16 protein-coding genes and 3 pseudogenes are annotated in these 23,255 nt (G+C 48.7%); 9 read left to right on the forward strand and 10 right to left on the reverse strand.

Translation table 11 applies throughout. The features are described 5' to 3' along the window. The first annotated feature begins 81 nt into the window (after positions 1 to 81). Positions 82 to 2,157, forward strand: a complete 2,076-nt coding sequence (ptrB, locus tag OGX95_RS20940; RefSeq protein ID WP_286630852.1) for an oligopeptidase B — start codon at positions 82 to 84, stop codon at positions 2,155 to 2,157. Here the strand turns inward: ptrB and exoX are convergent. The 4 genes from exoX to OGX95_RS20960 form a co-directional block, all read right to left on the reverse strand. Beyond that, positions 2,139 to 2,801: an exodeoxyribonuclease X gene (gene exoX, locus OGX95_RS20945; protein ID WP_137345917.1), complete on the reverse strand. Its 663-nt coding sequence runs from the start codon at positions 2,799 to 2,801 to the stop codon at positions 2,139 to 2,141. The genes ptrB and exoX overlap by 19 nt on opposite strands. Positions 2,802 to 2,824: 23 nt before the next feature. Next, positions 2,825 to 3,481 (reverse strand): carbon-nitrogen hydrolase family protein, encoded by a 657-nt coding sequence (locus OGX95_RS20950; RefSeq protein ID WP_286630853.1) that lies wholly within the window; start codon positions 3,479 to 3,481, stop codon positions 2,825 to 2,827. Positions 3,482 to 3,587: 106 nt separating this feature from the next. After that, on the reverse strand, positions 3,588 to 3,818 hold the full coding sequence (locus OGX95_RS20955) for a DNA polymerase III subunit theta (protein WP_005120732.1): 231 nt from the start codon (positions 3,816 to 3,818) through the stop codon (positions 3,588 to 3,590). Positions 3,819 to 4,032: 214 nt separating this feature from the next. Continuing rightward, positions 4,033 to 4,551 carry a ClbS/DfsB family four-helix bundle protein gene (locus OGX95_RS20960; protein WP_286630854.1) on the reverse strand — a complete coding sequence of 173 codons (519 nt, stop codon included), beginning with the start codon at positions 4,549 to 4,551 and terminating at the stop codon, positions 4,033 to 4,035. A 178-nt stretch (positions 4,552 to 4,729) separates the two neighbouring features. On the opposite strand from OGX95_RS20960, the gene OGX95_RS20965 reads away from it, so the two are divergent. The 4 genes from OGX95_RS20965 to OGX95_RS20980 all read left to right on the forward strand — a co-directional run bounded on the left by OGX95_RS20965 (position 4,730) and on the right by OGX95_RS20980 (position 7,650). After that, positions 4,730 to 5,821: an NAD(P)H-binding protein gene (locus OGX95_RS20965; RefSeq protein WP_286630855.1), complete on the forward strand. Its 1,092-nt coding sequence runs from the start codon at positions 4,730 to 4,732 to the stop codon at positions 5,819 to 5,821. A gap of 223 nt (positions 5,822 to 6,044) precedes the next feature. Next, positions 6,045 to 6,419, forward strand: coding sequence for a CopC domain-containing protein YobA (yobA, locus tag OGX95_RS20970; protein WP_286630856.1), 375 nt, complete (start codon positions 6,045 to 6,047; stop codon positions 6,417 to 6,419). 3 nt (positions 6,420 to 6,422) lie between these two features. Then, on the forward strand, positions 6,423 to 7,295 hold the full coding sequence (gene copD, locus OGX95_RS20975) for a copper homeostasis membrane protein CopD (protein WP_286630857.1): 873 nt from the start codon (positions 6,423 to 6,425) through the stop codon (positions 7,293 to 7,295). A gap of 16 nt (positions 7,296 to 7,311) precedes the next feature. Next, positions 7,312 to 7,650 carry a YebY family protein gene (locus OGX95_RS20980; RefSeq protein WP_040232386.1) on the forward strand — a complete coding sequence of 113 codons (339 nt, stop codon included), beginning with the start codon at positions 7,312 to 7,314 and terminating at the stop codon, positions 7,648 to 7,650. Between the two features lie 391 nt (positions 7,651 to 8,041). Here OGX95_RS20980 and OGX95_RS20985 read toward each other — a convergent pair. After that, positions 8,042 to 8,621 (reverse strand): annotated as a pseudogene (locus OGX95_RS20985) (tyrosine-type recombinase/integrase); the annotation flags it as partial. Between the two features lie 1,020 nt (positions 8,622 to 9,641). Between OGX95_RS20985 and OGX95_RS20990 the strand changes: the two are divergent. The 3 genes and pseudogenes from OGX95_RS20990 to pphA all read left to right on the forward strand — a co-directional run bounded on the left by OGX95_RS20990 (position 9,642) and on the right by pphA (position 16,127). Then, positions 9,642 to 13,946 carry an autotransporter outer membrane beta-barrel domain-containing protein gene (locus OGX95_RS20990; protein WP_286630858.1) on the forward strand — a complete coding sequence of 1,435 codons (4,305 nt, stop codon included), beginning with the start codon at positions 9,642 to 9,644 and terminating at the stop codon, positions 13,944 to 13,946. A gap of 345 nt (positions 13,947 to 14,291) precedes the next feature. Continuing rightward, positions 14,292 to 15,152: pseudogene (locus tag OGX95_RS20995) on the forward strand (transposase). A gap of 334 nt (positions 15,153 to 15,486) precedes the next feature. Next, positions 15,487 to 16,127 (forward strand): annotated as a pseudogene (pphA, locus tag OGX95_RS21000) (protein-serine/threonine phosphatase). On the opposite strand, the gene OGX95_RS21005 reads toward pphA, so the two are convergent. From OGX95_RS21005 to yebS, 5 genes are all read right to left on the reverse strand, one after another. Then, complete coding sequence (locus tag OGX95_RS21005) at positions 16,128 to 16,319, reverse strand: YdfD/YebW family protein (protein WP_005120744.1); 192 nt, start codon at positions 16,317 to 16,319, stop codon at positions 16,128 to 16,130. A 459-nt stretch (positions 16,320 to 16,778) separates the two neighbouring features. After that, positions 16,779 to 17,015, reverse strand: coding sequence for a YebV family protein (locus OGX95_RS21010; protein ID WP_101742234.1), 237 nt, complete (start codon positions 17,013 to 17,015; stop codon positions 16,779 to 16,781). A gap of 98 nt (positions 17,016 to 17,113) precedes the next feature. Then, on the reverse strand, positions 17,114 to 18,535 hold the full coding sequence (gene rsmF, locus OGX95_RS21015) for a 16S rRNA (cytosine(1407)-C(5))-methyltransferase RsmF (RefSeq protein WP_286630859.1): 1,422 nt from the start codon (positions 18,533 to 18,535) through the stop codon (positions 17,114 to 17,116). Positions 18,536 to 18,673: 138 nt separating this feature from the next. After that, positions 18,674 to 21,307 carry a PqiB family protein gene (locus OGX95_RS21020; protein WP_286630860.1) on the reverse strand — a complete coding sequence of 878 codons (2,634 nt, stop codon included), beginning with the start codon at positions 21,305 to 21,307 and terminating at the stop codon, positions 18,674 to 18,676. Next, the gene (gene yebS, locus OGX95_RS21025) at positions 21,276 to 22,559 is read right to left on the reverse strand and encodes a membrane integrity lipid transport subunit YebS (protein ID WP_286630861.1); all 1,284 of its coding nucleotides are present in this window, start codon (positions 22,557 to 22,559) and stop codon (positions 21,276 to 21,278) included. The genes OGX95_RS21020 and yebS overlap by 32 nt, the downstream gene beginning before the upstream one ends. Before the next feature lie 128 nt (positions 22,560 to 22,687). Here yebS and msrC point away from each other — a divergent pair, with 128 nt between their 5' ends. Continuing rightward, complete coding sequence (gene msrC, locus OGX95_RS21030) at positions 22,688 to 23,185, forward strand: free L-methionine (R)-S-oxide reductase MsrC (protein ID WP_286630862.1); 498 nt, start codon at positions 22,688 to 22,690, stop codon at positions 23,183 to 23,185. Positions 23,186 to 23,255 lie beyond the last annotated feature (70 nt).

The raw sequence follows: 23,255 nt of genomic DNA on the forward strand, positions 1-23,255 counted from the left end.
TACTGTGCAGGAGCATGTTTCGCTTGCATCATTGCTGACTTTTGCCACCCTTATAGAATGTTTAAGCAAAAGAACAATGACATGCTACCTAAAGCACCTCGTATTTCCCACGCCATGACGCAGCATGGCGATACTCGTGTTGATAATTATTACTGGTTGCGAGATGACACCCGCTCGCAGCCAGAAGTACTGAATTACCTGCAACAAGAAAATGCGTATGGCCGCCAGGTGATGGCTTCGCAGCAAGCTTTGCAGGATCGTGTTCTGAAAGAGATTATCGACCGTATTCCCCCTCAGGATGTGTCCGCACCGTATGTGAAAAATGGATACCGCTACCGCCATATCTTTGAGCCGGGGTGTGAATATGCTATTTATCAGCGCCAGTCTGCCCTCAGTGAAGAATGGGATAAATGGGATACCTTGCTGGATGGAAACCAGCGCGCAGCCCATAGCGAATTCTATACATTAGGTGGTCTGGCAATATCACCGGATAATACCATCATGGCACTGGCGGAGGATTACCTTTCCCGCCGGCAATATGGCGTGCGTTTTCGCAACTTACAAACGGGTAACTGGTACCCGGAGGTACTTGAAAACGTCGAGCCGGAATTAGTCTGGGCCAACGATTCGCAGACTTTCTATTATGTCCGCAAGCATGAGACCACATTGCTGCCGTATCAGGTCTGGCGGCATACTGTCGGTTCACCATCCTCCGGTGATGAGCTGGTGTATGAAGAGGCGGACGATATGTTTTATGTCAGCCTGCATAAAACCACCTCACAGCACTATGTTGTTATTCATATTGCGAGTGCAACCACCAGTGAGGTTCTGCTTATTGATGCAGAACTGGCTGATGCCGAGCCACTGGTCTTTTTGACGCGTCGGAAAGACCATGAATACAGTCTCGATCATTATCAGCATGCCTTTTATCTGCGCTCAAACCGTCAGGGTAAAAACTTCGGTCTGTACCGTACCCGTGTACGAGACGAACACGCCTGGGAAACGCTCATCCCAGCGCGTGACAGTGTCATGCTGGAGGGCTTTACGCTGTTTACTGACTGGCTGGTGGTGGAAGAACGACAACAGGGGTTAACCAGCCTGCGGCAGATCAACCGTAAGACGCGAGAAGTGGTCGGGATCGCCTTTGACGATCCGGCCTATGTGACCTGGCTGGCTTATAATCCTGAGCCGGAGACATCGCGCCTGCGCTATGGCTATTCCTCCATGACTACGCCGGACACACTGTTCGAGCTGGATATGGATACTGGCGAGCGCCGTGTACTTAAGCAGACCACAGTCCCCGGTTTCGACGCTGCAAATTACCGCAGTGAACACGTGTGGATAACCGTGCGCGATGGTACAGAGGTGCCTGTCTCGCTGGTCTACCACAAGCAGCATTTCCGTAAAGGGAAAAATCCATTATTGGTGTATGGCTATGGTTCATATGGCGCAAGCATGGACGCTGATTTCAGCAGCAGCCGCTTAAGCTTATTGGATCGCGGCTTTGTGTACGCGATCGCCCATGTGCGTGGCGGTGGTGAATTAGGGCAGCAATGGTATGAAGATGGTAAATTTCTGCGCAAGAAAAATACCTTCAATGACTATCTTGACGTCTGCGATGCACTGCTCAAACTGGGTTACGGCTCACCTTCATTGTGTTATGGGATGGGAGGAAGCGCCGGGGGGATGCTGATGGGGGTTGCCATCAACGAGCGTCCGACACTTTTTCACGGCGTTATTGCTCAGGTGCCATTTGTCGATGTGGTGACCACCATGCTGGATGAGTCAATTCCGCTGACAACCGGTGAGTTTGAAGAGTGGGGCAATCCGCAGGACAAAGAGTATTACACCTACATGAAAAGCTACAGCCCATACGATAACGTCACCGCACAGGATTATCCGCATCTGTTGGTTACCACAGGGTTACACGATTCCCAGGTGCAATACTGGGAACCGGCGAAGTGGGTGGCAAAACTGCGTGAAATGAAAACCGACGATCATCTGCTGCTATTGTGTACGGATATGGACTCCGGTCACGGCGGTAAATCCGGGCGTTATAAATCCTATGAAGGTGTGGCCCTCGAGTTCGCTTTTTTAATTGGTCTTGCGCAGGGAACACTGCCCGGTCAGGCGGCAACTCAGGCGTTATCCAGATAGTGTTTCAGCGTTAGGCGCAATTCCGGGCTCATATTGTCAAGGTTATTAAACAGCCAGCGCAAATAACCCGGATCGCGTTCCGCGACTTCAGATACCGGTTTCCCGCGGTATTTCCCGAAGGTAAATGTGGTTAGCAACGCAGGGCGACCGGTGACATCGGCCATTTGCTCCGGGGTCCAGCCGGACGTCTTCATAATGTCGATCAGCAGTGCCGCCGTGATGTAGCAGTCATAAAGCGCGCGGTGGTGGTGCAGACCAGAAGGTGTCTGGACACTCAGCTTACGGGATTTATAGAGCGCCATATTGCTGTATTTGATCCCCGGCCACAGGCGGCGGGAAAGCTTCATGGTGCAAATCCATTCCCCCGGCATTTCGGGCAGCACACGCCGATCAAAACTGGCGTTATGCGCCACGTACCACTCGCTGCCGTAATAGTGCGGGATGACATCTTCAATCCACGGTTTATCCGCGACCATCGCTTCAGTGATGTGATGGATAGCCATGGCTTGCGGACTGATGGGACGGTCAGGACGCACCAGATGGCTCATGGGATTGACGATTGTGCCGTCAACGACATCGACAGATGCAATCTCAACAATGCCTCCCTGCAGACCACAGGTTTCTGTATCTATTATGCGCAACATGCCGGGCTCCAGACCAAAAACGACTAGCGTAATGGAATGATATCACCTTGCCAACCCCGTGGCGTGCGTTGACCGGTTAACAGTAATGAACCGCTGTCGGCGCGTACTATTAACCTACCACATTCATCCCACAATGCGCTGCTGCCACGCGCATTGGCCATCAGCACCGCAATGGCGAATTTATGCGAAAAACGTTGCAGGCGCGAAGCAGAAGAGAGCAGTTCTGGTTCGCTGACTGACTGACCGGTTGTGAATAACGAAAATGTCGGGTCGATATCAATACCTTCCGGCTGGCTGTCGACAACGCTGATGGCATTTTGTTGCCTGGCGATACAGGCACCATGGCTTTGATGAAACATTAACGGCGAGGTCATCCAGGGAGAGAAAAGCGCTATTCCCTTCACAAAGCGATCGTGATGCTCTACCGACAACCCGGCAATAATGGTCATGTGATACGTGGCCGCGGCGTGGGCGAGGGGCTGCAATAACTCTTCATCGGGTGGGGCTGGGAGCGCGTCGTCTTCGTCCACACATCCCAACAGGGATAATGATGGAAAAACCAACAATTCGCATTGGCGTTTTGCCGCTTCATGAATGAACAGCAAATGATGGGCGACATGTTCGCTTAATGATCTTTGAAGTGGTTCGTACTGCGCAGCAGCAATTTTCCAGTGTGACATAATGATTTCCTTTTCATAGTGTCTACAACCATCCTTAAATAATAGATTAAGAATGTGCTTATACTGTAGCAGGCATCATGTAAGGAATCGTAACTTAATATAAGGTTTATTTAACTTTAGGCTCGTAAGGTAAACGTGAGAGGGAAACGGAAGCTAAACGGTGCGCGATCAGGCGTTCACGGAACCAGTCGCGTAAATGTGCAGGCTGTTCACGCTCGACAACTTCAGCAACGACAGGCATGTTGTAGCGCTCTTTAAATGCGACGCCTGCCGCAGCCAGATCGACGTTAACCTTGTCCATCTCTGCTTGCTCAAGTTTGGCCAGATTAATATTCATACGTTTCTCCTTATCTCTCCATTGGCGCGCGAAAGTTACTAAGAGTGCGCATTAATGGCAAGCCATAATTTAAATAGATGCCAATCAATGTGTAAGTACCCAGCATAATCGTGCTATTCATATTTAGAGATCATCCGGCATAATCAATCTACCAACGAAGGAGATCGCTATGCGTAAAGTCCGTTTTACTGAGCATCAGATCATCGCTAAATGATTACTTTAAAATGATGTTATTGCTTTTCGCCCATTTTCTTAATCTTCCATTAGCGTTGGAATAAGGTGAGGATGTGTTAAATGAGATCATTCTCCCCATCGTCCATTTTGTGTACCATGGCCTTCCATACAAAACGTCATCGGTTCGCTCATCAATAATTTTCACAATTTCATTTTTTACAGTATGAAGTTCAGCTATTAATAAATCATAACTTAACTCACTGTAATCTGAGTAAAATTTTTGTGCAAGAAGGCTAAGTTGGTTCCATTTATAACCTGTTTCAGGAAAATCGACAGGCAAACCTTTAGCATCGGAAGTGATCCACTTTGCAACAAGAGAGTTCCATCCTATTAGATACGAAACAAGGTCACGGACACTCATTTTCGTTCCTTTTGCGTGCCCATCCATTGAGTTATCTATTGTGATTTCAGACGGGATTACTTTAAGGTAACTCATTAATTTACTAAAGCTTTTATCAATGGCGAAAAGTAATTCTGCTTTTGTTTGAGGCACACTCATGCGGAAATCCTCTCATTTTATATGAGACATCATAAAGGCGCTGAGTGGTGTTTGAAAAGTACTACCCACCATAACAGGGGTATTTACAGCAGGATAGTGTTGTTAGTAACAAAAGTAACATATGATGGATTTTTGTTCGGTTTATGAATTCTTACAAACATGTCAAAGAGGGATGGAAATGAGAATCGGTGTTCTTGGCGCAACCGGAAGGGCGGGGAGAACGATCGCATTAACTTTAATTGAGAATGGTGTTCATGATGTGGTATTGATCGGCCGGGATAATAATCGGCTAGAGCAACTGCAACAGGAGTTAGAATCTGTGTCGACAGTCTCTCCCGCTTTCTTCACCGTATCCTTAGACAACTCGCTTTCTCTTAATGTAGCCTTTAAAAGTATAGATATGGTAGTTATTGCCATCAGCTCGGCTGAAAAACTACCCAGTGTGATCGATGCTGCATTAGACACAAAAACAGATTGTCTGGATATTTTTTTATGCAGTGATCGAAAGCGTCTGATATTAGAGTCTTATCAGCAAAAGATCTACGAGGCTGGTATTGTTTATATTACCGATGGAGGTTATCACCCAGGCGTCCCTGCTGCTATGGCGAGGTTCGCAGAGCAAGTATCGCCAGGTCTGTCGACAATTAATGTTTATAGTTCATTCGGTGTTGACTGGGGAGAGAAAACTCTCTCAGAACAGGCAATGATCACGTTTATGGAAGATGTGCTGTCTACCAAGATGTGTTTTTTAGAAGAAGGAAAGTGGTGTACCGGAATGAAGGTGGTACGCTTCTCTTTAAGAGATAAAAATCAGCACTTTTTCCCTATAGACCTAGATGAAATGCGGTCTCTCACATCATATATACCAACCCTGAAGAATGCTGGATTCTTCGCTGCTGGTTTTGGCGTCTTTATTGACTACATCATGATGCCAATATTGCTCTTTCTGGTGAAAATCTCACCTGGATTCATTGGGTTAGCCGCAAGAATGTTCGCTTTTACATTGAAAATGCTATGTAACAATGAACGTTTTGCATTATTGCATCTTCGTGGTGAGGGTTCCCATGAAGAGATCGAGATAACAATATCGCATGGTGATGCCTATGGACTGACAGCTTTGCCAGTTGTTGCCTGTCTGAAGCAATATACGGAAAACAGAGCCAACCCCGGTGTTTATAGACAAGCGATCTATGTTGAACCGTTAGAATTCATTAATGATTTGAAGAGTATGGGGGTATCGGTCAAGATAAATAGGATACCTAAAAAATAATTATTATTGTTACCTGTTCCAACATGATTATTTACAAGTATCTGTTGGCAGCGATGAATTTGGGGTTACGCCTGGCGATCTCCTTCGTTGACAAATTTATTATGCCTGATGCCCTCTAAATATGAATGGCACGATTATGCGGGATACTTACAATGATTCTCGACTCGATCATTGTAGAAGGTTATTCTCTACAGATTAGACATAACAAAAAGGAATAGTTGATATGGCTTCATCTGCATCTTCACTTCGCTATGCTCTCATTGCTCTTGCCGGAATTCTGGCGACCCCCGCGGCCCTGGCGCATGCGCACCTGACACAACAAAGTCCTGCGGCTAATGCTCAGGTCACAGCATCACCCCAGGCATTGACGCTCAATTTTTCTGAAGGTGTCGAACCTGCATTCAGCGGGGCAACGCTGACAGGCCCGCAAAAAGAACAGATCAAAACGGGTAAGGCAAAGCGTAATGAGCAGGATAAAACGCAACTGATTATTCCGCTCGTTCAGTCACTGGAAACAGGAAAGTACACGGTCGATTGGCACGTTGTGTCAGTGGATGGGCATAAGACGAAAGGACAATATAGCTTTAGTGTGAAATAACCGATGCTGGCGTTTACCTGGGTTGCACTGCGTTTTATCCATTTTACCACGCTGATGCTGGTGTTTGGCTGTGCGCTCTATGGCGCATGGCTGGCTCCTGTTTCGCTCCGTCGTTTGATGATGCGTCGTTTCTTGCATCTGCAACGCCACGCCGCAGCGTGGAGCTTTATCAGTGGGACGCTGATGCTGGCGGTTCAGGGGGGATTAATGGGTGCGGGTTGGCAGGATGTCCTCTCCATCACCGTTTGGGGAGCCGTCCTGCAAACACAATTCGGGGGCGTCTGGCTGTGGCAAATTATCCTTGCGCTGGTCACACTGGCGGTGACCATTATCGTACCGCGCAGTATGCCGCGACGACTGCTAATGCTGACGATTGCTCAGTTTATTCTGCTGGCGGGCGTTGGGCATGCAACACTACACGATAGTCTAACTGGTACACTTCATCAGATTAACCATGCGCTGCATCTGATATGCGCTGCTGCCTGGTTTGGCGGCTTGCTGCCGGTACTCTACTGTATGAAAATGGCACAAGGACGCTGGCGCGATCAAGCCATCAGTACCATGATGCGCTTCTCCCGTTATGGTCATCTTTTTGTGATTGGCGTGTTGCTTACCGGCATCATGAATGCGCTGTTTATTGTCGGTTTTTCTGTGCCCTGGCATGCGGCTTATGGGAAACTGCTGTTGTTAAAATGCGCCCTGGTCATGCTAATGGTGGCGATTGCGCTGGTGAATCGGTATGTTCTTGTTCCACGTATGCAGCAGGATAACCGCTGCATGACCCTCTATTTTATTTGGATGACGAAGCTGGAATGGGGGATAGGCGCTGTTGTGCTGGCAATTGTCAGCCTGTTTGCAACCCTCGAACCGTTCTGATGGACTGGCAAAACGTATGAAAAAAATCATTATCTCTTTATTGCTACTGGCAAGTTCGGGAGCGGCACTGGCTGCGCCGCAGGTTATTACCGTCAGTCGTTTTGAGGTTGGCAAAGATAAATGGGCGTTTAATCGTGAAGAGGTGATGCTGACCTGCCGTCCGGGCAACGCGCTGTATGTCATCAACCCCAGCACGCTGGTGCAATACCCGCTGAATGATGTTGCCAGACAGCAGGTTGAGAGCGGTAAAACCACGGCAAAACCGATCGACATTATCCAGATCGACGATCCAGCTAAACCTGGCGAAAAAATGAGCCTTGCTCCGTTTATCGAGCGTGCAGAAAAGCTCTGTTAATTGTCAGATGTAGTGCTCTGATTTCCAATAAAAAACCGCAAGGATCTCACAGGAGAACTTGCGGTTTTTACATTGTAGCGAGTGGCAATCACCCTTTTTTTCAGACCACTTTAGTCGCGGACTGGAAAACCTGGCGCTGTCATCTATTCTTAAATGGCAGGGTAACTTAGCCTGCATTAATGCCAACTTTTAGCGCACGGCTCTCTCCCAAGAGCCATTTCCCTGGACCGAATACAGGAATCGTATTCGGTCTCTTTTTATCTGGCTTTAATTTCAGTCACTTAGGGCTCCATGTCCGAAAATGTCCGAAATTTGTCCGAATTCTAATATTCGGTCTTTATTCGTTATACCACACCATTTTTAACATTCACAATTCATTTACGAAGAAAAATTAGATCAGCACATACTCTTTTTTTCTCGTATCAAGATACTTCTCAGTCATTTTTTCTGACTTATGCCCCAGCAGTTTTTGCGCAAAATCCTTCCCGAATTCCTTCTTATACATCCTTACTGCAAGACTCCGAATTTCATGAAATGAAGGTGGGTTTTCTGAAAACGTTAAACCAGAAAAATTTCGTGCTTTCACAAAACCTTTTGTCAGACTGTCCAGGTTTATGCTTCCGTCTTCACTGTTTTTTCTGATCCCGGGGACTTATCAAGAAATCGCATCGACTGACAAGCCGGCAGCGATCGATGACGGTCGACAGTCTCAGGCCGGATGCTTTCAATGTCAGCGAAAGTGGGATAGCCAGGCAGGACCCGGTTTTTTGTTGTTCGATGTACAGTCGGTCATCTTTAATGTCACTGAAGCGTATCCAGGCGTCGTCCTCACGTCGCTGACCGGTGACCAGGGCGAGATCCATCGCCAGGTCGAACCATGCTGGCATGCGCTCTGCACCAGCACGAACGGCCATAAACATTTCATATTCCAGGCGCTCGCGCAGCACTTTAATTGTCGGTGTTCGGGTTGGGCTACCGGTTACCACGCTGCCCGACCTGCGGAAATATGCCTGAATACGCGTTGAAGCCTAACCATATGGAGCGGGTTGAAATTCCCGTATGACCATTACCGCGTGAATTTAAATGGCCACGCCGGTAGCCACGCACAGGCAGAGAAAAAGCTGGCACCGCAGTGGATTGAACTTGTTGAAAAAATAAACTAGGGAAAACAGCATGAAACCGACATACGAAAAATTTGGGACCAAAGTCCTCACTATGGCTGTACAGCTAGCTAACGCCGAGAGCAAGTGTAGGGAGCTGGTGGTGGAGAGTGCGGAGCTTAAAATCTTCATCGTTAGCGATTGCCATGTCACTCATTTTGAGCCGGGAAATTTCTACGAAGAGGAGGTTGTATTGGCGTCTTTACTATCGACCGCCACTTAATTAAGCAATCACTAAAATTGATTCCGTATCGTTAGTTAGGGGCTGGATTATTTTTGTTCGGTACGGGTGAGTATTGTGATCTTGGGATGCGAAGTGTATTTATTCCGTGTCTCTTGTTATTAGTATGTTCTTATTTTGTTATTTATGTAAGATGTGAATAGATTATGAAGGGGTTATATTACAAAATATGGATTGAGGAGTCTAAGATACTTTATAAAGTGAATATTTAATTCAAAGGCTAAAATAAATCCACCCGAAAATCAAATTGCTTATGATTCAAATTGCTATATCTATTAATATTGTTAGCGAGCTAACTTTCCCACTGGAAATATAAGATAATTCTTATTAATTCTTTGTAATATTTCGCAACAAAATATAGGCATATTCATGGTTAACCAAAAAACGAAAAAACCTTAAAATTGTTTTGTATTATAAATCATACATGCGCTCACTATCTAACGAAAAGACTAGTAAGTCTTTAGTTTGGATGCCTAAAAACCTGCATAGCTGCAACGTAAGTAGTGAAGTTTAGACTGGCGAGGACTTGCCAGTCATGTTTTACGGGTTAGGTTTAATACTCAGCTATCAGAAAATCAGGAATAAAATAAATGAATCGTATTTACAACGTTGTTTGGAACCATTCCCTTATGATATGGACTGTCGTATCGGAATTGGGCAGAGGAAGGACGAAATGCTCATCTCCAAAAACGATCTCAAAATCCAGGATAAATGCGAGCCTGGTTGCCTCAGCAATGATTGTTGTGAGCGGTAATGCGCATTCATTTGATGTTAATGGATATACTGATTTTAACTCATCGACCTCCATTTCTGACGGCCTACAGTGGAACGGTACTGCAACAGTACAGGTAGATCAGGGGGCTGATGTTACCGTTTCAAATTCATCAGGTAGCTCAACATTAAATATGAATCCAGCCGCCGGAGGCTATACCTCTTTATGGATGAATGGGGGGACGCTAACCGCCAGCAATAACGGCAGTCTATTAATGGGGGCAAACAGCTTATTGCAAATAGGTGGGGCCCAACTTGGCGGATTAACCAGCGCACAGTCTGGTGGTTTTGCAGGAATATTGACAGTTGGCGAGTTAAAAACGGTGTCTGGAGCAACGGATGCGACAATATGGATGTTTGGTTCTTCCTCATCGACAGCCAAGTTAAATGCAGACAGCATTGATTTGGAGGCTGACAAAAATGATCTATACATTGCCAACCCTAGCGATTCGGAGTTGGGAGCTGACATCAATGTTGTCAACGATATGACGGTAATTAACAAGACCGGGGGATCGATTCTGTTAGTTGGCAATTCGCAGCTAAATGTTGGTGGAAATCTATACCTTGATACAACAAATGGTTCATTTCTTGCGACTAATAATAGTAGCAGTAAGGGGATCAACGTTGGCGGTGATTTGACGTTGATAAACAATGTTCAGCTATCTTCTGATATAAATTCAGTAAGTACTGAAGCTGGAATTTACTCTACTGTTGTAAATGTCGATGGTGATATCAATGTAATAGGGAAAAATATTGGCAGTACAGGACTTCAGATTATAAATGGTAGTGGAACTGGAATAACGAGTCTTGGTGACTTCAATATATCGTCCACAGTTAGTGGAAACACAACAGATGTTATTTTTGGCCATGCGGCCAAGGTGACAAGCTACCAGGATATTACACTTAACAGCGTAGCTGGTGGTAATACAAAACTTTACATTGGGGATTCCAAGTATGGAGCTCCTACCGACATTTCAGCTAGAAGCATTGATATGACTGGGGCCGGTGACAATAAGGTTATATTTAACAATAATATAAATAATCCGACCGGGACTGGCTATTTATTTGATGTTGCAATTAACGGCAACGGTTCTGTTGAGCAGCAGTCCGGCCATACGACACTCAGTGCAGCTTCCAACTTCACGGGGGGGACAGTCATCAACGGCGGTTTGCTTTCCATCGCTAACAGTCAGGCATTGGGTAGTGCAGGCGTAACTATTAACACCGCCAATAACGATGATACAAAAGGGCTTGATATTGCCTATACAGATGGGTCGTCTTTCGGAAATCAACTATCGGGTTCGGGATATACGACGGTCTCTGGGAAAGCACGTATCGTAGGCTCTAACCAGGCCTATGCAGGTAACTGGAATATCACCGGTACTGCGATGACTGATGAAAGTGTGTCCTCAACTCTCACTAATTTTGGTACTGGTGAAATCAAAATTGCTAGTAATGGCACCCTTATAGCGAAAACAACAGGTGCATTTGACTTCGTTAATCAATTGGTTGGGGGCGGTACTCTTATCGCTGATAATAACAATACAGAATTTAATTTTGCCGCAAGTACTGGCGATCAATTTGCTGGGAATGTCATTTTAAACAACAATATATTTGATCTTGAAAATACTAATACAACAGCACTTACTAATGCTACGTTGCATATTGGTACTGGAAACGCAACTACGGTAGGGACTGGCACACAGAATATCGGTGGTCTTGCCTTTAACGGTGGAAAGCTCATTTTTGGTGATGTTAACCCAGGTGATACCATCAGCGATCGCTACATTGAAACCAGCAAAGAACTTAATTTAACTGGTAACGGTCAGATCCAAATCACTGACGGCGGACCCTTTGAAAATATGCCACAAACGCCGAACACTACTTTACCGTTGTTACAGCAGGATAGTGCGGGCGTAATGGTTAAATTAGCTGGAGCCAATGGTACGGTAACGGGCGACGGCGGTAATCTTTCTTTCATAGACCAGAACGGTGATGTTATTTCTCAGCCGGTGACTTCCGATATCACTCAAAATGGAGAAACGGTTGCGAAAGGTACTTATGATTACCGCCTCACCAGTGGTGATAATGCAGATGGCCTCTACGTAAACTATGGATTAACTGAGGTTGAATTGCTGGCACAGGGTAGTAATGCTTTGACGCTGAATGCTGAAGGTAATACCGGAAATGCTGCAGACCTAAGTGCCAAAATCACAGGAACCGGAGATTTGCGCATTGATACTGATACCGATGTTAGCTTATCCAACAGTGATAACAGCTACAGTGGTCTGACTGATGTGGTCGCCGGCACACTGAAAATGGGCAATAACAACGTTCTGGGTCAGACCCGGTTACTGAATATTCGTAGCGGCAGTCAATTTGATATGAACGGCTACGCTCAGACATTAAAAAATATTCAGACTGAAGCTGGGAGTGTTCTCGACTTTAACCAAGGCAGTTTGACCGTCAGCAACGGTACGATTGCTGGTGATATGACCGGAGCTGGTGACCTTACAGTAACGGGAGGTACAGTTACTGTAAGTGGTAGCGGTTCAGGAATGACTGCGAAAACAACCATCGATTCTGATGGCACAATCCGTATGCTATCTGCCGATGCACTTGGTAGTGGTGATGTGGATAACCAGGGTCTACTTGCACTAGGGGAAAGCTCAAGTAGTTCCTCGCCCATCGACTACAAAATCGGCTCATTGAGCAATAGTGGTACGGTCAATATTGGTCATAACGATGCTACGGGTAATGCTGTGGCGGGTACTACACTTACCGTCAACGGCAATTACACGGGGAATGGCGGGGACCTGCTGCTCAATACCGTGCTGGGCAATGACAGCTCAGTGACAGATAAACTGGTGGTAACGGGTGATACTTCAGGTAATACCAACGTTAGCGTCACCAATGCCGGGGGGAATGGGGACTACACGCTGAATGGCATCGAGATTATCAGCGTGGGAGGTAAATCTGACGGCATCTTTACTCAGAAGGGGCGTATTGTTGCCGGGGCTTATGACTATTCGCTAGTCCGTGGTACCGGTGACAATAGCAGCAACTGGTATTTAACCAACACTATGCCACCGGTTGACCCTGTCGATCCCGTGGAGCCGCCGGTTGACCCATCTACACCTCTCAACCGCCCGGAAGCGGGCAGCTACCTTGCAAACATTGCGGCTGCGAACACGCTATTCAACACCCGTCTGCACGACCGTCTGGGGGAAACGCAGTACGTTGATGCTCTGACTGGTGAGAAGAAAGTTACCAGTCTGTGGTTACGCCAGGTCGGTAGCCATAACAACTGGCGTGATGGCAGTGGTCAGTTGAAAACACAAAGCAACAGTTATGTCGCACAGTTGGGTGGCGATGTTGCACAGTGGTCAACCGATGGTCTGAACAGAGGCCACCTGGGTCTGATGGCGGGTTACGGTAATAACCACAGTTCTACCCGCTCTTCCGCCACGGGTTATGGTTCAAAAGGCTCCATCAACGGTTACAGTGTTGGCGCTTACGGCACCTGGTTTGCCAACGATACGGATAAAGCAGGGCTGTATGTGGACAGCTGGCTTCAGTACAGCTGGTTCAATAACCAGGTTAACGGGCAGCAACTGGCCAGCGAATCCTACAAATCGAAAGGCTTTACGGCCTCGCTGGAGACGGGTTACACCCAGAAATTGGGCGAGTTTGCTGGCAGCAAAGGGACGCTTAATGAATGGTTTATCCAGCCACAAGCCCAGGTCACCTGGATGGGCGTGAAAGCAGATGACCACCGTGAAGCCAATGGAACCCGCGTTAGCAGCGATGGTGACGGTAACGTACAAACCCGTCTGGGCCTTCGTACGTACCTGAAGAGCCATCATGCAATGGATGACAACAAAGACCGTACTTTCGAACCGTTCATTGAAGCCAACTGGTTGCATAATACGCGCAGTTATAATGTGAACATGGATAATGTCCACGTCAACCAGGCTGGCGCCCGCAACATTGGCGAAGTCAAAGTGGGTGTTGAAGGACAGATTAACCCTCGGGTCAATCTGTGGGGCAATGTCGGCGCCCAGATGGGGGATAAAGGATACAGTGACACCAATGCCATGGTGGGTATTAAGTATAACTTTTAATGCTGCGCTAACCGGGGGATTATCCCCGGTTTTTATCTGAAGAAATCGCCTATGGACCTTGTCCACTATGTTGTGGACGAGGTTATTTCCGAAGCAGTGCTGTTGAGGATAAATGTAATTTACCGCGCCTAAGCTGATTAACTGCCCATAACTTGAGCAATAAAAATCCTAAAATCTGAGAGTCCGCTATGCCGGGTTCTCCTTTTTTGTTCCTGACAGGAAATTAACAATTTGTGCTCTTAAGCCATTGATCATTTCTGCGCACATGTAAGTACCCCGCATAATCGTGCCATTCATATTTAGAGATCATCCGGCATAATCAACCTACCAACGAAGGAGATCGCTATGCGTGAAGCCCGTTTTACTGAGCATCAGATCATCGCTGCGATTAAGTCGGTTGAAGCCGGGCGGACCGTTAAAGATGTCTGCCGGGAGGCCGGTATCTCTGAAGTCACCTACTACAACTGGAAATCCAGGTACGGCGGCATGGAAGCTTCTGATACTAAAAAGATCAAGGATCTTGAGGACGAGAACCGCCGTCTCAAACAGATGTTTGCGACCTGAGCCTGGAGTACCGGGCGCTGAAAGACGTTATCGAAAAAAAACTCTAAAACCAGCCTTTAAGCATGAGCTGGTCACTCATCTGATAACGACGTTTGGAGTCAGTATCCGTCAGGCCTGCCGGAGTCTGCACCTGTGCAGAACGGTTTACCATTACCACCCAAATACCACGCGTGATGAACCTGTTATTGCCGCCCTGCAGGCAGCGGCTGAGCGATACCCACGATACGGTTTTCCGAAGCTTTTCCAGGTTCTGCGGCGGCAGAGATACCTGTGCCGGTCATGCTACGCATGGATAATGGTCCGGAATTTATCTCACTGGCACTGGCTGAATGGGCAGAGAAACATGCAGTAACACTGGCGTTTATCCAGCCGGGCAAGCCGACGCAGAACGCTTTTATTGAGCGCTTTAACCGGACATACCGTACAGAAATACTCGATTTTTATCTGTTCAGAACGCTGAATGACGTGCGGGAAATTGCTGAGAGATGGTTATCAGAATATAACTGTGCACGCCCGTATGAATCACTGAACAATATGACACCGGAGGAATACAGACTTCACCATTATTTGGCCGGGATCTCAACAAATGCCTGGAACCAAAACGGGTCTATTTACACCTGTACGTTCGTCTCCTGTCCCTGAATTCCGCTATCTGGTGGCTGGCTGGGTGTCAGTGACAACGGAGGCTGGCTGTGACGAGCTTGAATATTGGGAAAGGCGCTGGCGCGCTGTCTCAAACCGCAGCGGCTCGTTCAAACCTGCTAACTTTCCGTAAGGCAAATCATGGGACTTTTTGAAAAGGCACTGTGGCAATATCGCCCGAATGCTCATCTGCATGAGTTCAGGAACGGTCAGATACGCGCAGTGGCGGCGGGGACACGTGGCAGTTATTCCCGTATCGCGCGGGATTACAACGGTGCCTGTTGCTGTTATTGCTAAACTTAATGGTGAGCGAAACAAGAATGCAGAAGGTCATATGAGGCCGCCTGACAACGTCTACCAGAGGATAGAAGGAACAAACGGCGTCACATCTGGGTTGTGGGGGATATTCACGGCTGTTTTTCTATGCTGATGGATAAATTGCGCCAGTGTCGGTTTGACCCGTGGCGGGATCTGCTGGTTTCTGTCGGCGATGTTACCGATCGTGGGCCTGATAGTCTGCGCTGTCTACAGTTGCTTCGCCGGAACTGGATCGTGGCGGTCAGGGGGAACCACGAGCAGATGGCGCTGGATGCACTGGTGACGGGGGATCTGCAGTTGTGGTTTATGAATGGAGGGGCGTGGTTTGCGCAGGCAGCACAACCCGCGGCAAGGTTTGCTCTTGAAGCCTGTCAGCAATTACCGTGGATTCTGGAACTGCATTGTCAGACTGGCGTACACGTGATTGCCCACGCCGATTACCCGGATAATGATTATCTGTGGCGAAAAGAGGTCGATTTGCAACGGGTGTTGTGGGATCGTGCGCGATTAATGAATAAAGGCAGTGGAATTCATGGCGCAGATCACTTTTGGTTTGGCCATACGCCTCTGCGCCATCGGCTTGATCGCGATAATCTGCACTATATTGATACCGGCGCGGTATTTGGTGGTGAGCTAACGTTGGTGCAGTTACAATAATTAGAAATCACTATATTCCTGAGCAGGACGCCAGAAGCTGTCGATATAGTCTTCGGCAGGTAAGCATCCGCCGTTGCGAATACGCTGATCGTCCATCGAAATTAGGCACTGCTGTTCCGTATTGTAGACATCAACCACGATATCTTCACAACCGCCATCCAGGTAGCAAACAAATAGAATCAGCGTGAACATTCCATCCTCAAATTGTGTTGCCGTATCAATAGTGTAGAAGAAATTGCAGTTAATGGGGCGAGGAGAATAAGTTAACGCGTCATAGTGTGCTCACTCGTGAAGGGCTGGGGCGTTACACCGGGCAGTTCAAAAGATTGCAACCAATGGGTAAATTTTCTTACGACCTCATCTTGCCTGTCCTTTCATAGCAGAGAATAGGTTCCGGTATCGATAGTCAAATCGCCAAATGGCGCAACGGTGTTGATTTTCATGGCCGCTGCCGGCGCGTTGAGTTCGCTCCTGATGGGATTGCGGTCGTTGCCTGAATTTGGTGTGGTGATGGATTCAACGCGAAGCTGGAAACTCGCTTATAGTGTGCTGGCTGCGGGGGGAACCATCGCTGTCTTCTCTGCCTGCGTACTTAGATTCAATTGTTTTTACGCCAATAAATAACCCGTCTGGCGACGGGTTCTTTTTGAATCAGGCAAAGCGCATGACCCAGGCATCTGACTTACGATCGTAGTGCTCGCGGAATAGAACGGAATGTTCTCCATTGAGAAGGGCTGGGACGCTGGTGTCGGCATCCCAGGCGTCCAGTTGCATACATAAATCCGGATCGGATTTACAAGGAATGGTTAACGTTCGGTCCCCCGGCGATTCGCCATGTAACTCGGCGTCGTCGATTTCAAAAGCGCCAATGCGCACACTGGTTTTCATCATCGTGCTCTCCGTTGATTTGCTGTTGTGGTACGACCAGTTAAGCCGCCCTTTTTCAGCGTAGTCAACGTTAGCAAAAGCGCCAGTAAAAACGTGCGTTATCCTGTAAAGAGTTTACCATCCCGGACAAGATCGCGTGGATAACTGTTCTTCAACCGTGATCCAATACGTTTTGCCAGCCCAATCGGCTGATGCTGGAACGTGACCAGTACATCGTCGGTTGTTGGTGCGGTTTGTGGGTAGACATCTCTGCCGCGATACCACTCTTCCGCTTCTTCAAGCGTCAGTTCAAACGCATTGTGATGTTCTGGGTTAGCAAGCGCAATAACAGCCTCATGCTGCCAGCGGTAACCCTTATTGTGGGTTTCAGCGAGTTTAATCCCGAGGCGGGAAAAACGAACTTTACCAATCAGCGGTTCGATGTCTGTCGGGAATAACCAAATTTCTTTATCACGCTGCCAAAGGCGCAGATTGTCTTGCCACTGCAATCCACAGGCGGTAGCGGCCTGGGTGATTTGTGCGGCTTCCCGGCTTTTCAGCGGGCTGAAGGGGAAATTTCCCACCTTATATTTCGGCGCTGGCAGTGCAGGTATAGGGGAAGTTTTTCGCAAACGTGCGACGAAGAATCCTTCACAGTCATAAATTTGTGGGAAGACGTGCAGGAATCCCTCTGGTGTCAGGGCGCGTCCGGCCTCTGGGAATAAATCACCCAGTGGAAGAAATTCGACGGCGTCCGGATAAGTCTCTATCAGCCACTGCATGATGGATTCATTTTCATCACGGTTAAGTGTGCAGGTGGAATAAACCAATGTGCCGCCGGGGCGAAGGGCGTGAAAGGCACTATCAAGCAGCTCGCGCTGGGTAACAGCAATGTCCAGATTGCTTTCGATGGACCAGTTTTTTAGTGCATCGGGATCTTTACGTACGACGCCTTCGCCTGAACACGGTGCGTCCAACAAAATGGCATCGAACGTTTCTGGCAACGCGGCGCCAAACACACGGCCATCAAAATGAGTGAGTGCGACGTTTGCAATCCCGCAACGACTGATATTGGCATGCAGAACTTTGACGCGGCTGGCAGAAAATTCATTCGCCAGAATAGCACCCTGATTATTCATTTTGGCAGCAATTTGCGTGGTTTTAGAGCCTGGCGCGGCGGCAACATCCATCACCCGCTCCGGGATATTGCCATCGGCAAATAACGCAGCAACAGGCAACATCGAACTGGCCTCCTGAATATAAAACAGTCCGCTTAAATGTTCAGCTGTGCTGCCGAGCGGTACAGACTCTTCATCGTTGCGCTCAATCCAAAAACCTTCAGCACACCAGGGAATCGGAGTGAGTGACCAGCCATAAGGCGCGGTTAAGTCGAGAAAATCGTCAACGGAGATTTTCAGCGTATTGATGCGGATACTGCGGCGTAATGGGCGCTGGCAGGCTGCGAGAAAATCTTCAAAAGAGAGCGTGGAAGGCATTGCTTCACGCATTTGTGTCAGAAAGGCGTCAGGAAAATAAGCCACTTGGTACCACCGGCAAAAAAACAAGTGCGCAGTGTAGCATATACCCTCAATAATTCGAGTTACAGGACAACAACGCTCCTGCTTGAAGTATGACGAGGCTAACCGCGCCGGCGCGAGTACGCCGGCGCGGGGGACAAATTAGCGTGGCAGGGCAGTTCCCCATTGACGCCATTCTTTCGGTTCGCTCTCCAGCAGCAGGAAGTGTTTACCCGCCTGCGCTTTCGGCGCTAGTGGCGTACCTGGTGGGGTGGCAAACGCGATACCACCGCGAATAAACTGATTGAAGGTACCCGTCTTCACGACACCGCCGGTGAGGCCGAAATCGAGATTGTAGCCAGATGCCAGCCAGAACACGGAGTTATTGCGCACCAGGTGCTGGTAGCGCTGACTGATGCGCATGGCCACCATCACGCGATCGGACAGTGAACCCAGCGTCAGACCCGTGACGGTCCCCACTTCAATACCTCTGAACAGAACCGGAGTACCGATATTTAGTGATCCCGCTTCTGGCGCTTCTACCACGATACTCAGACCATCAAGGTAACGTGAATCAGTAATCGTCGCTTCCTGCAGTTCAAAATCACGGCGCGGATTACCACGTCCTGGTTCCACGTTAATGTAGGGCTGCAAGATAGTGTCCAGATGCTCTACACCTGCCGCCGAAATTTGCGGGGTAATTACCGAGAAACGTGTACCGCTACGCGCAAACGTCTGGACATACTCCGGATACAACACCGCTTTTGCCTGAACTTCGTTACGGCTGGTGAGCAGCTCTAGGGTCTGGATCTGACCGATATCAATCCCCAGGTAGCGAATTGGCATCCCTGCGGCGAGTTTCCCGGCGTCAAATGCGTGCAGAGTAATCTGTCCACCTACCGCACGTGCAGCGGTCTCTGACGCGTACAAAATACGCTTGTCGCCTTTACGCTGACTGGCGCCGGCACCGCTCAGGTTATCGAAGCTAATCGCCCCTTTTAGCGCCCGCGACAGGGGAGAGGCCTGTACGGTCAGGCCGCTGCCGTTAAGCTGAACTTTTGCGCCACCTTCAGCCCAGAACACGCTGTTGCTGGTTAACAGATTACGGTATTCCGGTTTGATATGCAGATCGATATCAAATGCATCGGCACGAGGGCGTACGCTAATGACTTCACCGACGTCGAATTTACGGTATAGCACCACTGACCCGGCCTGCACATCTGGTAGTGTCTCGGCGCTCAGGCTGACGGTCGTGGTTGGCAGATCGCTCAGACTGTTCTCAATGGCTTTTTCGAGGTTTGCATACAGCGGATAGCTTTTTTTCATTTCACCTTTGGTACCAGGTAAAATGCGAATGCCACCGCTTATCCATTCGCTGGCACTGGCGCCAAGGAACTCAACGCCATCAATGCCCACTTTGACATCCACTCGACTATTAACCACGAATTTGCTGTCACCTTGCACCAGTGCACGATGCTGCGGTTCGATAGCAACGATAAATGAAACGCCATTGCTTGATAGCTTCCGCTCGATAACCTGACCGACCTGTACGCCATGAAGGATCAGCGGCTGGCCGGCATCGATGCCGTAACTTTCCGGGGCGGTCAGCGTAAGCGTCATAACGCCGGGATCATGAAGCAGGGACTGCTCACCGGGGATCACCACAAACTGACTACGTGGTTCACCTTCGCCGGGCACCAGTTCAAACGTTTTTCCTGTTAACAGCGAGCTCAGGCTCATATCGTTTAATGATAATTTGGGGTTTTGTAACTCAATGCGCGTGCCGTCGCGCAGTAGCGTGACAACGCTGGGGTCGACGGTCATTTCACCGGTGACCTTACCACCCGGATTCAAATCCAGCCTGGTCAGTTGCCCGACTTCCAGGCCCTGATACATCAGCGGGGTTGATCCAGCCTTCAGTCCATCGCCGCTGGGTAGCTCAAGTTTGACGATCACGCCACGTTGGCTGTGGGCGAGATCCTGATATAACCCAAACGTGTCGTCGGCGGCGGCAGGTTGAGAATCTTCTGGGGAGTCAAAGGCTATGGCGCCATTGACCAGCGCGGCCAGACTTTCCAGTTTTACCTTTGCGCCGCTCAGGCTGACATCGGCATTCACCCCGGACACATTCCAGAAACGACTGCCTTTTTTCACCAGATTGGTAAAGCGACGCTCAATCAGTACATCGATGGTTACCCCCTGATGATTGGGGTTGATGGTGTAGTCATAGACCCGGCCTACCGGGATCTTGCGGAAATAAACCAACGAACCGCTGTTGAGAGAACCTAAGTCGGGTGCTTGCAGATGCAACATTAAATCGCCATTATTCAGCCGATATTTTGGCTGCGTGTCGAGCGCGACGAAATGATCTTCCGGCTCGCCGGTGCCCGGCATCATCCCGATATAGTTCCCACCAACCAGCGCATCGAGGCCAGAAACGCCCGCCAGTGATGCCTTCGGCGTTACCAGCCAGAATTGCGTGTCTTTGCGCAGAGCATCCTTCATGGTGGACTTGATGCTGACCCGAACTTCAATTTTGCGCAGATCTTTACTTAGGCTGATATCCTGCACGGTGCCAACTTCGACACCCTGATAGCGCACGGGAGTCCGACCTGGCACAATGCCGTCTGCGGACATAAAGTCGATGGTCACGGTATTGCCACGATCTTCGTAGCTGCCCCAGATGAGCCATCCTGCAATCATCAGCGCGATGAACGGCAGCAGCCAGAACGGAGAGATACGGCGTTTTGTTTTAATCTGCGCTTCAATCTGCGAAGCGGGCGTTTCCTGACTCATGTGCATCCCAAAGTAAGCGGCTGTCCAGCCATTCCACTGCAAGAATAGTCAATATTACCGCTGCACCGAAATAAAACGCAGCCGGTCCCATAGTAAAAGCAAGTATCTGATCGCGATTTATCAGCGACATTGTTAAGGCGATAACAAACAGGTCCAGCATCGACCAGCGACCAATCCAGGTCACCATACGGAGTAGCAGGATGCGGGTGCGTAATCCTTGTTCACATTTAAACTGGATACTGAACAACAACGTAAACATCACAATCACTTTGGTGAATGGCACCAGAATACTGGCGATAAAAACAATGGCTGCTACACCAACGTTGCTGTTCGCCAGGGACATGATGCCGGTCAGAATAGTGTCTTCCTGACGGGCACCGTTAACGTAAATGATTGAGATGGGCAGCAGATTAGCAGGCAGCAACAGGACAATCGAGGCCAGCAGCGCTGCCCAGCACTTTTGGATGCTCTGATTTCTGCGCCAGCGTAATGGAATATGGCAACGGGGACAACGGCCTCGGGCATCAGGATAACCTGTAAAGTGACAGCCGAGGCAAACACGAAGCTGTCCGTCGGGGCGGCGTGCAGGCCTTTGTGGATAAAAGCGTTCCCACAACTGCTCAACATTGAGGTGCGATAGCGTCAAAATGCTCAGGATCACCAGTGCGATAAATGCATAGAGTCCCACTCCGGGCAGCAGAAAAGCATAGTCCTGCACTTTGATAGAGGCGACACCGATACCGACAAGATAGATATCAAGCATGACCCACTCTTTAAGCCTTTCCAGCATCAATAATACCGGGCGCAGGTTCATGCCGAGGATATTGCCAAACCACAGATAAGCGATTGATGACACGAGTATTACGGGAGCACCAATGACGCAAAACATCACGAAGGATGCGGTCAGCGGATCGCCTTGCCGGGTCATCTGCCAGATGCCCTGTACCACATTCGCGTCAATGCGTATGCCTAATAAATAGATGTGCAGCAGCGGCTCTCCCCATGCAAAGGGCATCAGTAACAGCATAGTGAAAGCCATTGCCGCCAGTCGCGTTAACGACCAGTCACGGCCGTCACGAATTTTAGCCTGACAGCGTGGGCAGAATGCACTTTGGTGCGAACGCATTTTCGGCAAGCTAAACAGCAGGTCACATTCAGGGCATCGTTGGTAATGCGCACGGGGTAGCGCTTCACCAATGGACCTGATCGCTATTTTTTTAGTCGGCGTGATGCGTGGATGAGTAAGGGCCATGTATCGCGAATCAAAGTGTTGAAGTAATGTTATCTTAACCCATGACGGGAATGATCTTGAGCATTTACGCATTTAATGTTTATTTTAGTGGGCTGCAGTTTTAAGTAAGACAACTAAGTGATTACATAATGAACAAAATAGAGCTATACACGGATCTGAACCGGGATTTTCAGGCATTAATGGCAGGTGAAACCAGTTTTCTGGCAACGTTGGCGAATACCAGCGCGTTATTGTACGAACGTCTTGCAGAAGTGAACTGGGCAGGTTTTTACCTGCTTGAGAACAATACGCTGGTGCTCGGTCCCTTCCAGGGGAAAATCGCCTGTGTACGCATCCCGGTAGGGCGCGGCGTGTGCGGTACTGCGGTGGCGCAGAATCAGGTTCAGCGTATAGAGGATGTGCATGCCTTTGATGGCCATATCGCTTGTGATGCCGCCAGCAATGCGGAAATCGTTCTGCCAATTACGGTTGAGAATCAAATTATCGGCGTGTTGGACATTGATAGCACAGCGTTTGGTCGCTTTACTGAAGAAGATGAACAGGGGCTGCGGACGCTGGTGGTACAGCTTGAAACCGTGCTTGCAACGACGGATTACAAAAAATTCTTTGCGACCGTCGCAGGATAATCAACGGATAACGTAGCAATTACTGATGACGTCATTATAATGACGCCTGTTCATGCCTGCGCTTGTTGGC

This window comes from Citrobacter sp. Cu233, assembly GCF_030332225.1.
GTDB lineage: Bacteria > Pseudomonadota > Gammaproteobacteria > Enterobacterales > Enterobacteriaceae > Citrobacter.

Coding starts and splice junctions, on each gene's coding strand:
- ptrB (WP_286630852.1), top strand. CDS start 82: ATGCTACCTAAAGCACCTCGTATTTCCCACGCCATGACGCAGCATGGC.
- exoX (WP_137345917.1), bottom strand. CDS start 2,801: ATGTTGCGCATAATAGATACAGAAACCTGTGGTCTGCAGGGAGGCATT.
- OGX95_RS20950 (WP_286630853.1), bottom strand. CDS start 3,481: ATGTCACACTGGAAAATTGCTGCTGCGCAGTACGAACCACTTCAAAGA.
- OGX95_RS20955 (WP_005120732.1), bottom strand. CDS start 3,818: ATGAATATTAATCTGGCCAAACTTGAGCAAGCAGAGATGGACAAGGTT.
- OGX95_RS20960 (WP_286630854.1), bottom strand. CDS start 4,551: ATGAGTGTGCCTCAAACAAAAGCAGAATTACTTTTCGCCATTGATAAA.
- OGX95_RS20965 (WP_286630855.1), top strand. CDS start 4,730: ATGAGAATCGGTGTTCTTGGCGCAACCGGAAGGGCGGGGAGAACGATC.
- yobA (WP_286630856.1), top strand. CDS start 6,045: ATGGCTTCATCTGCATCTTCACTTCGCTATGCTCTCATTGCTCTTGCC.
- copD (WP_286630857.1), top strand. CDS start 6,423: ATGCTGGCGTTTACCTGGGTTGCACTGCGTTTTATCCATTTTACCACG.
- OGX95_RS20980 (WP_040232386.1), top strand. CDS start 7,312: ATGAAAAAAATCATTATCTCTTTATTGCTACTGGCAAGTTCGGGAGCG.
- OGX95_RS20990 (WP_286630858.1), top strand. CDS start 9,642: ATGAATCGTATTTACAACGTTGTTTGGAACCATTCCCTTATGATATGG.
- OGX95_RS21005 (WP_005120744.1), bottom strand. CDS start 16,319: ATGTTCACGCTGATTCTATTTGTTTGCTACCTGGATGGCGGTTGTGAA.
- OGX95_RS21010 (WP_101742234.1), bottom strand. CDS start 17,015: ATGAAAACCAGTGTGCGCATTGGCGCTTTTGAAATCGACGACGCCGAG.
- OGX95_RS21020 (WP_286630860.1), bottom strand. CDS start 21,307: ATGAGTCAGGAAACGCCCGCTTCGCAGATTGAAGCGCAGATTAAAACA.
- yebS (WP_286630861.1), bottom strand. CDS start 22,559: ATGGCCCTTACTCATCCACGCATCACGCCGACTAAAAAAATAGCGATC.
- msrC (WP_286630862.1), top strand. CDS start 22,688: ATGAACAAAATAGAGCTATACACGGATCTGAACCGGGATTTTCAGGCA.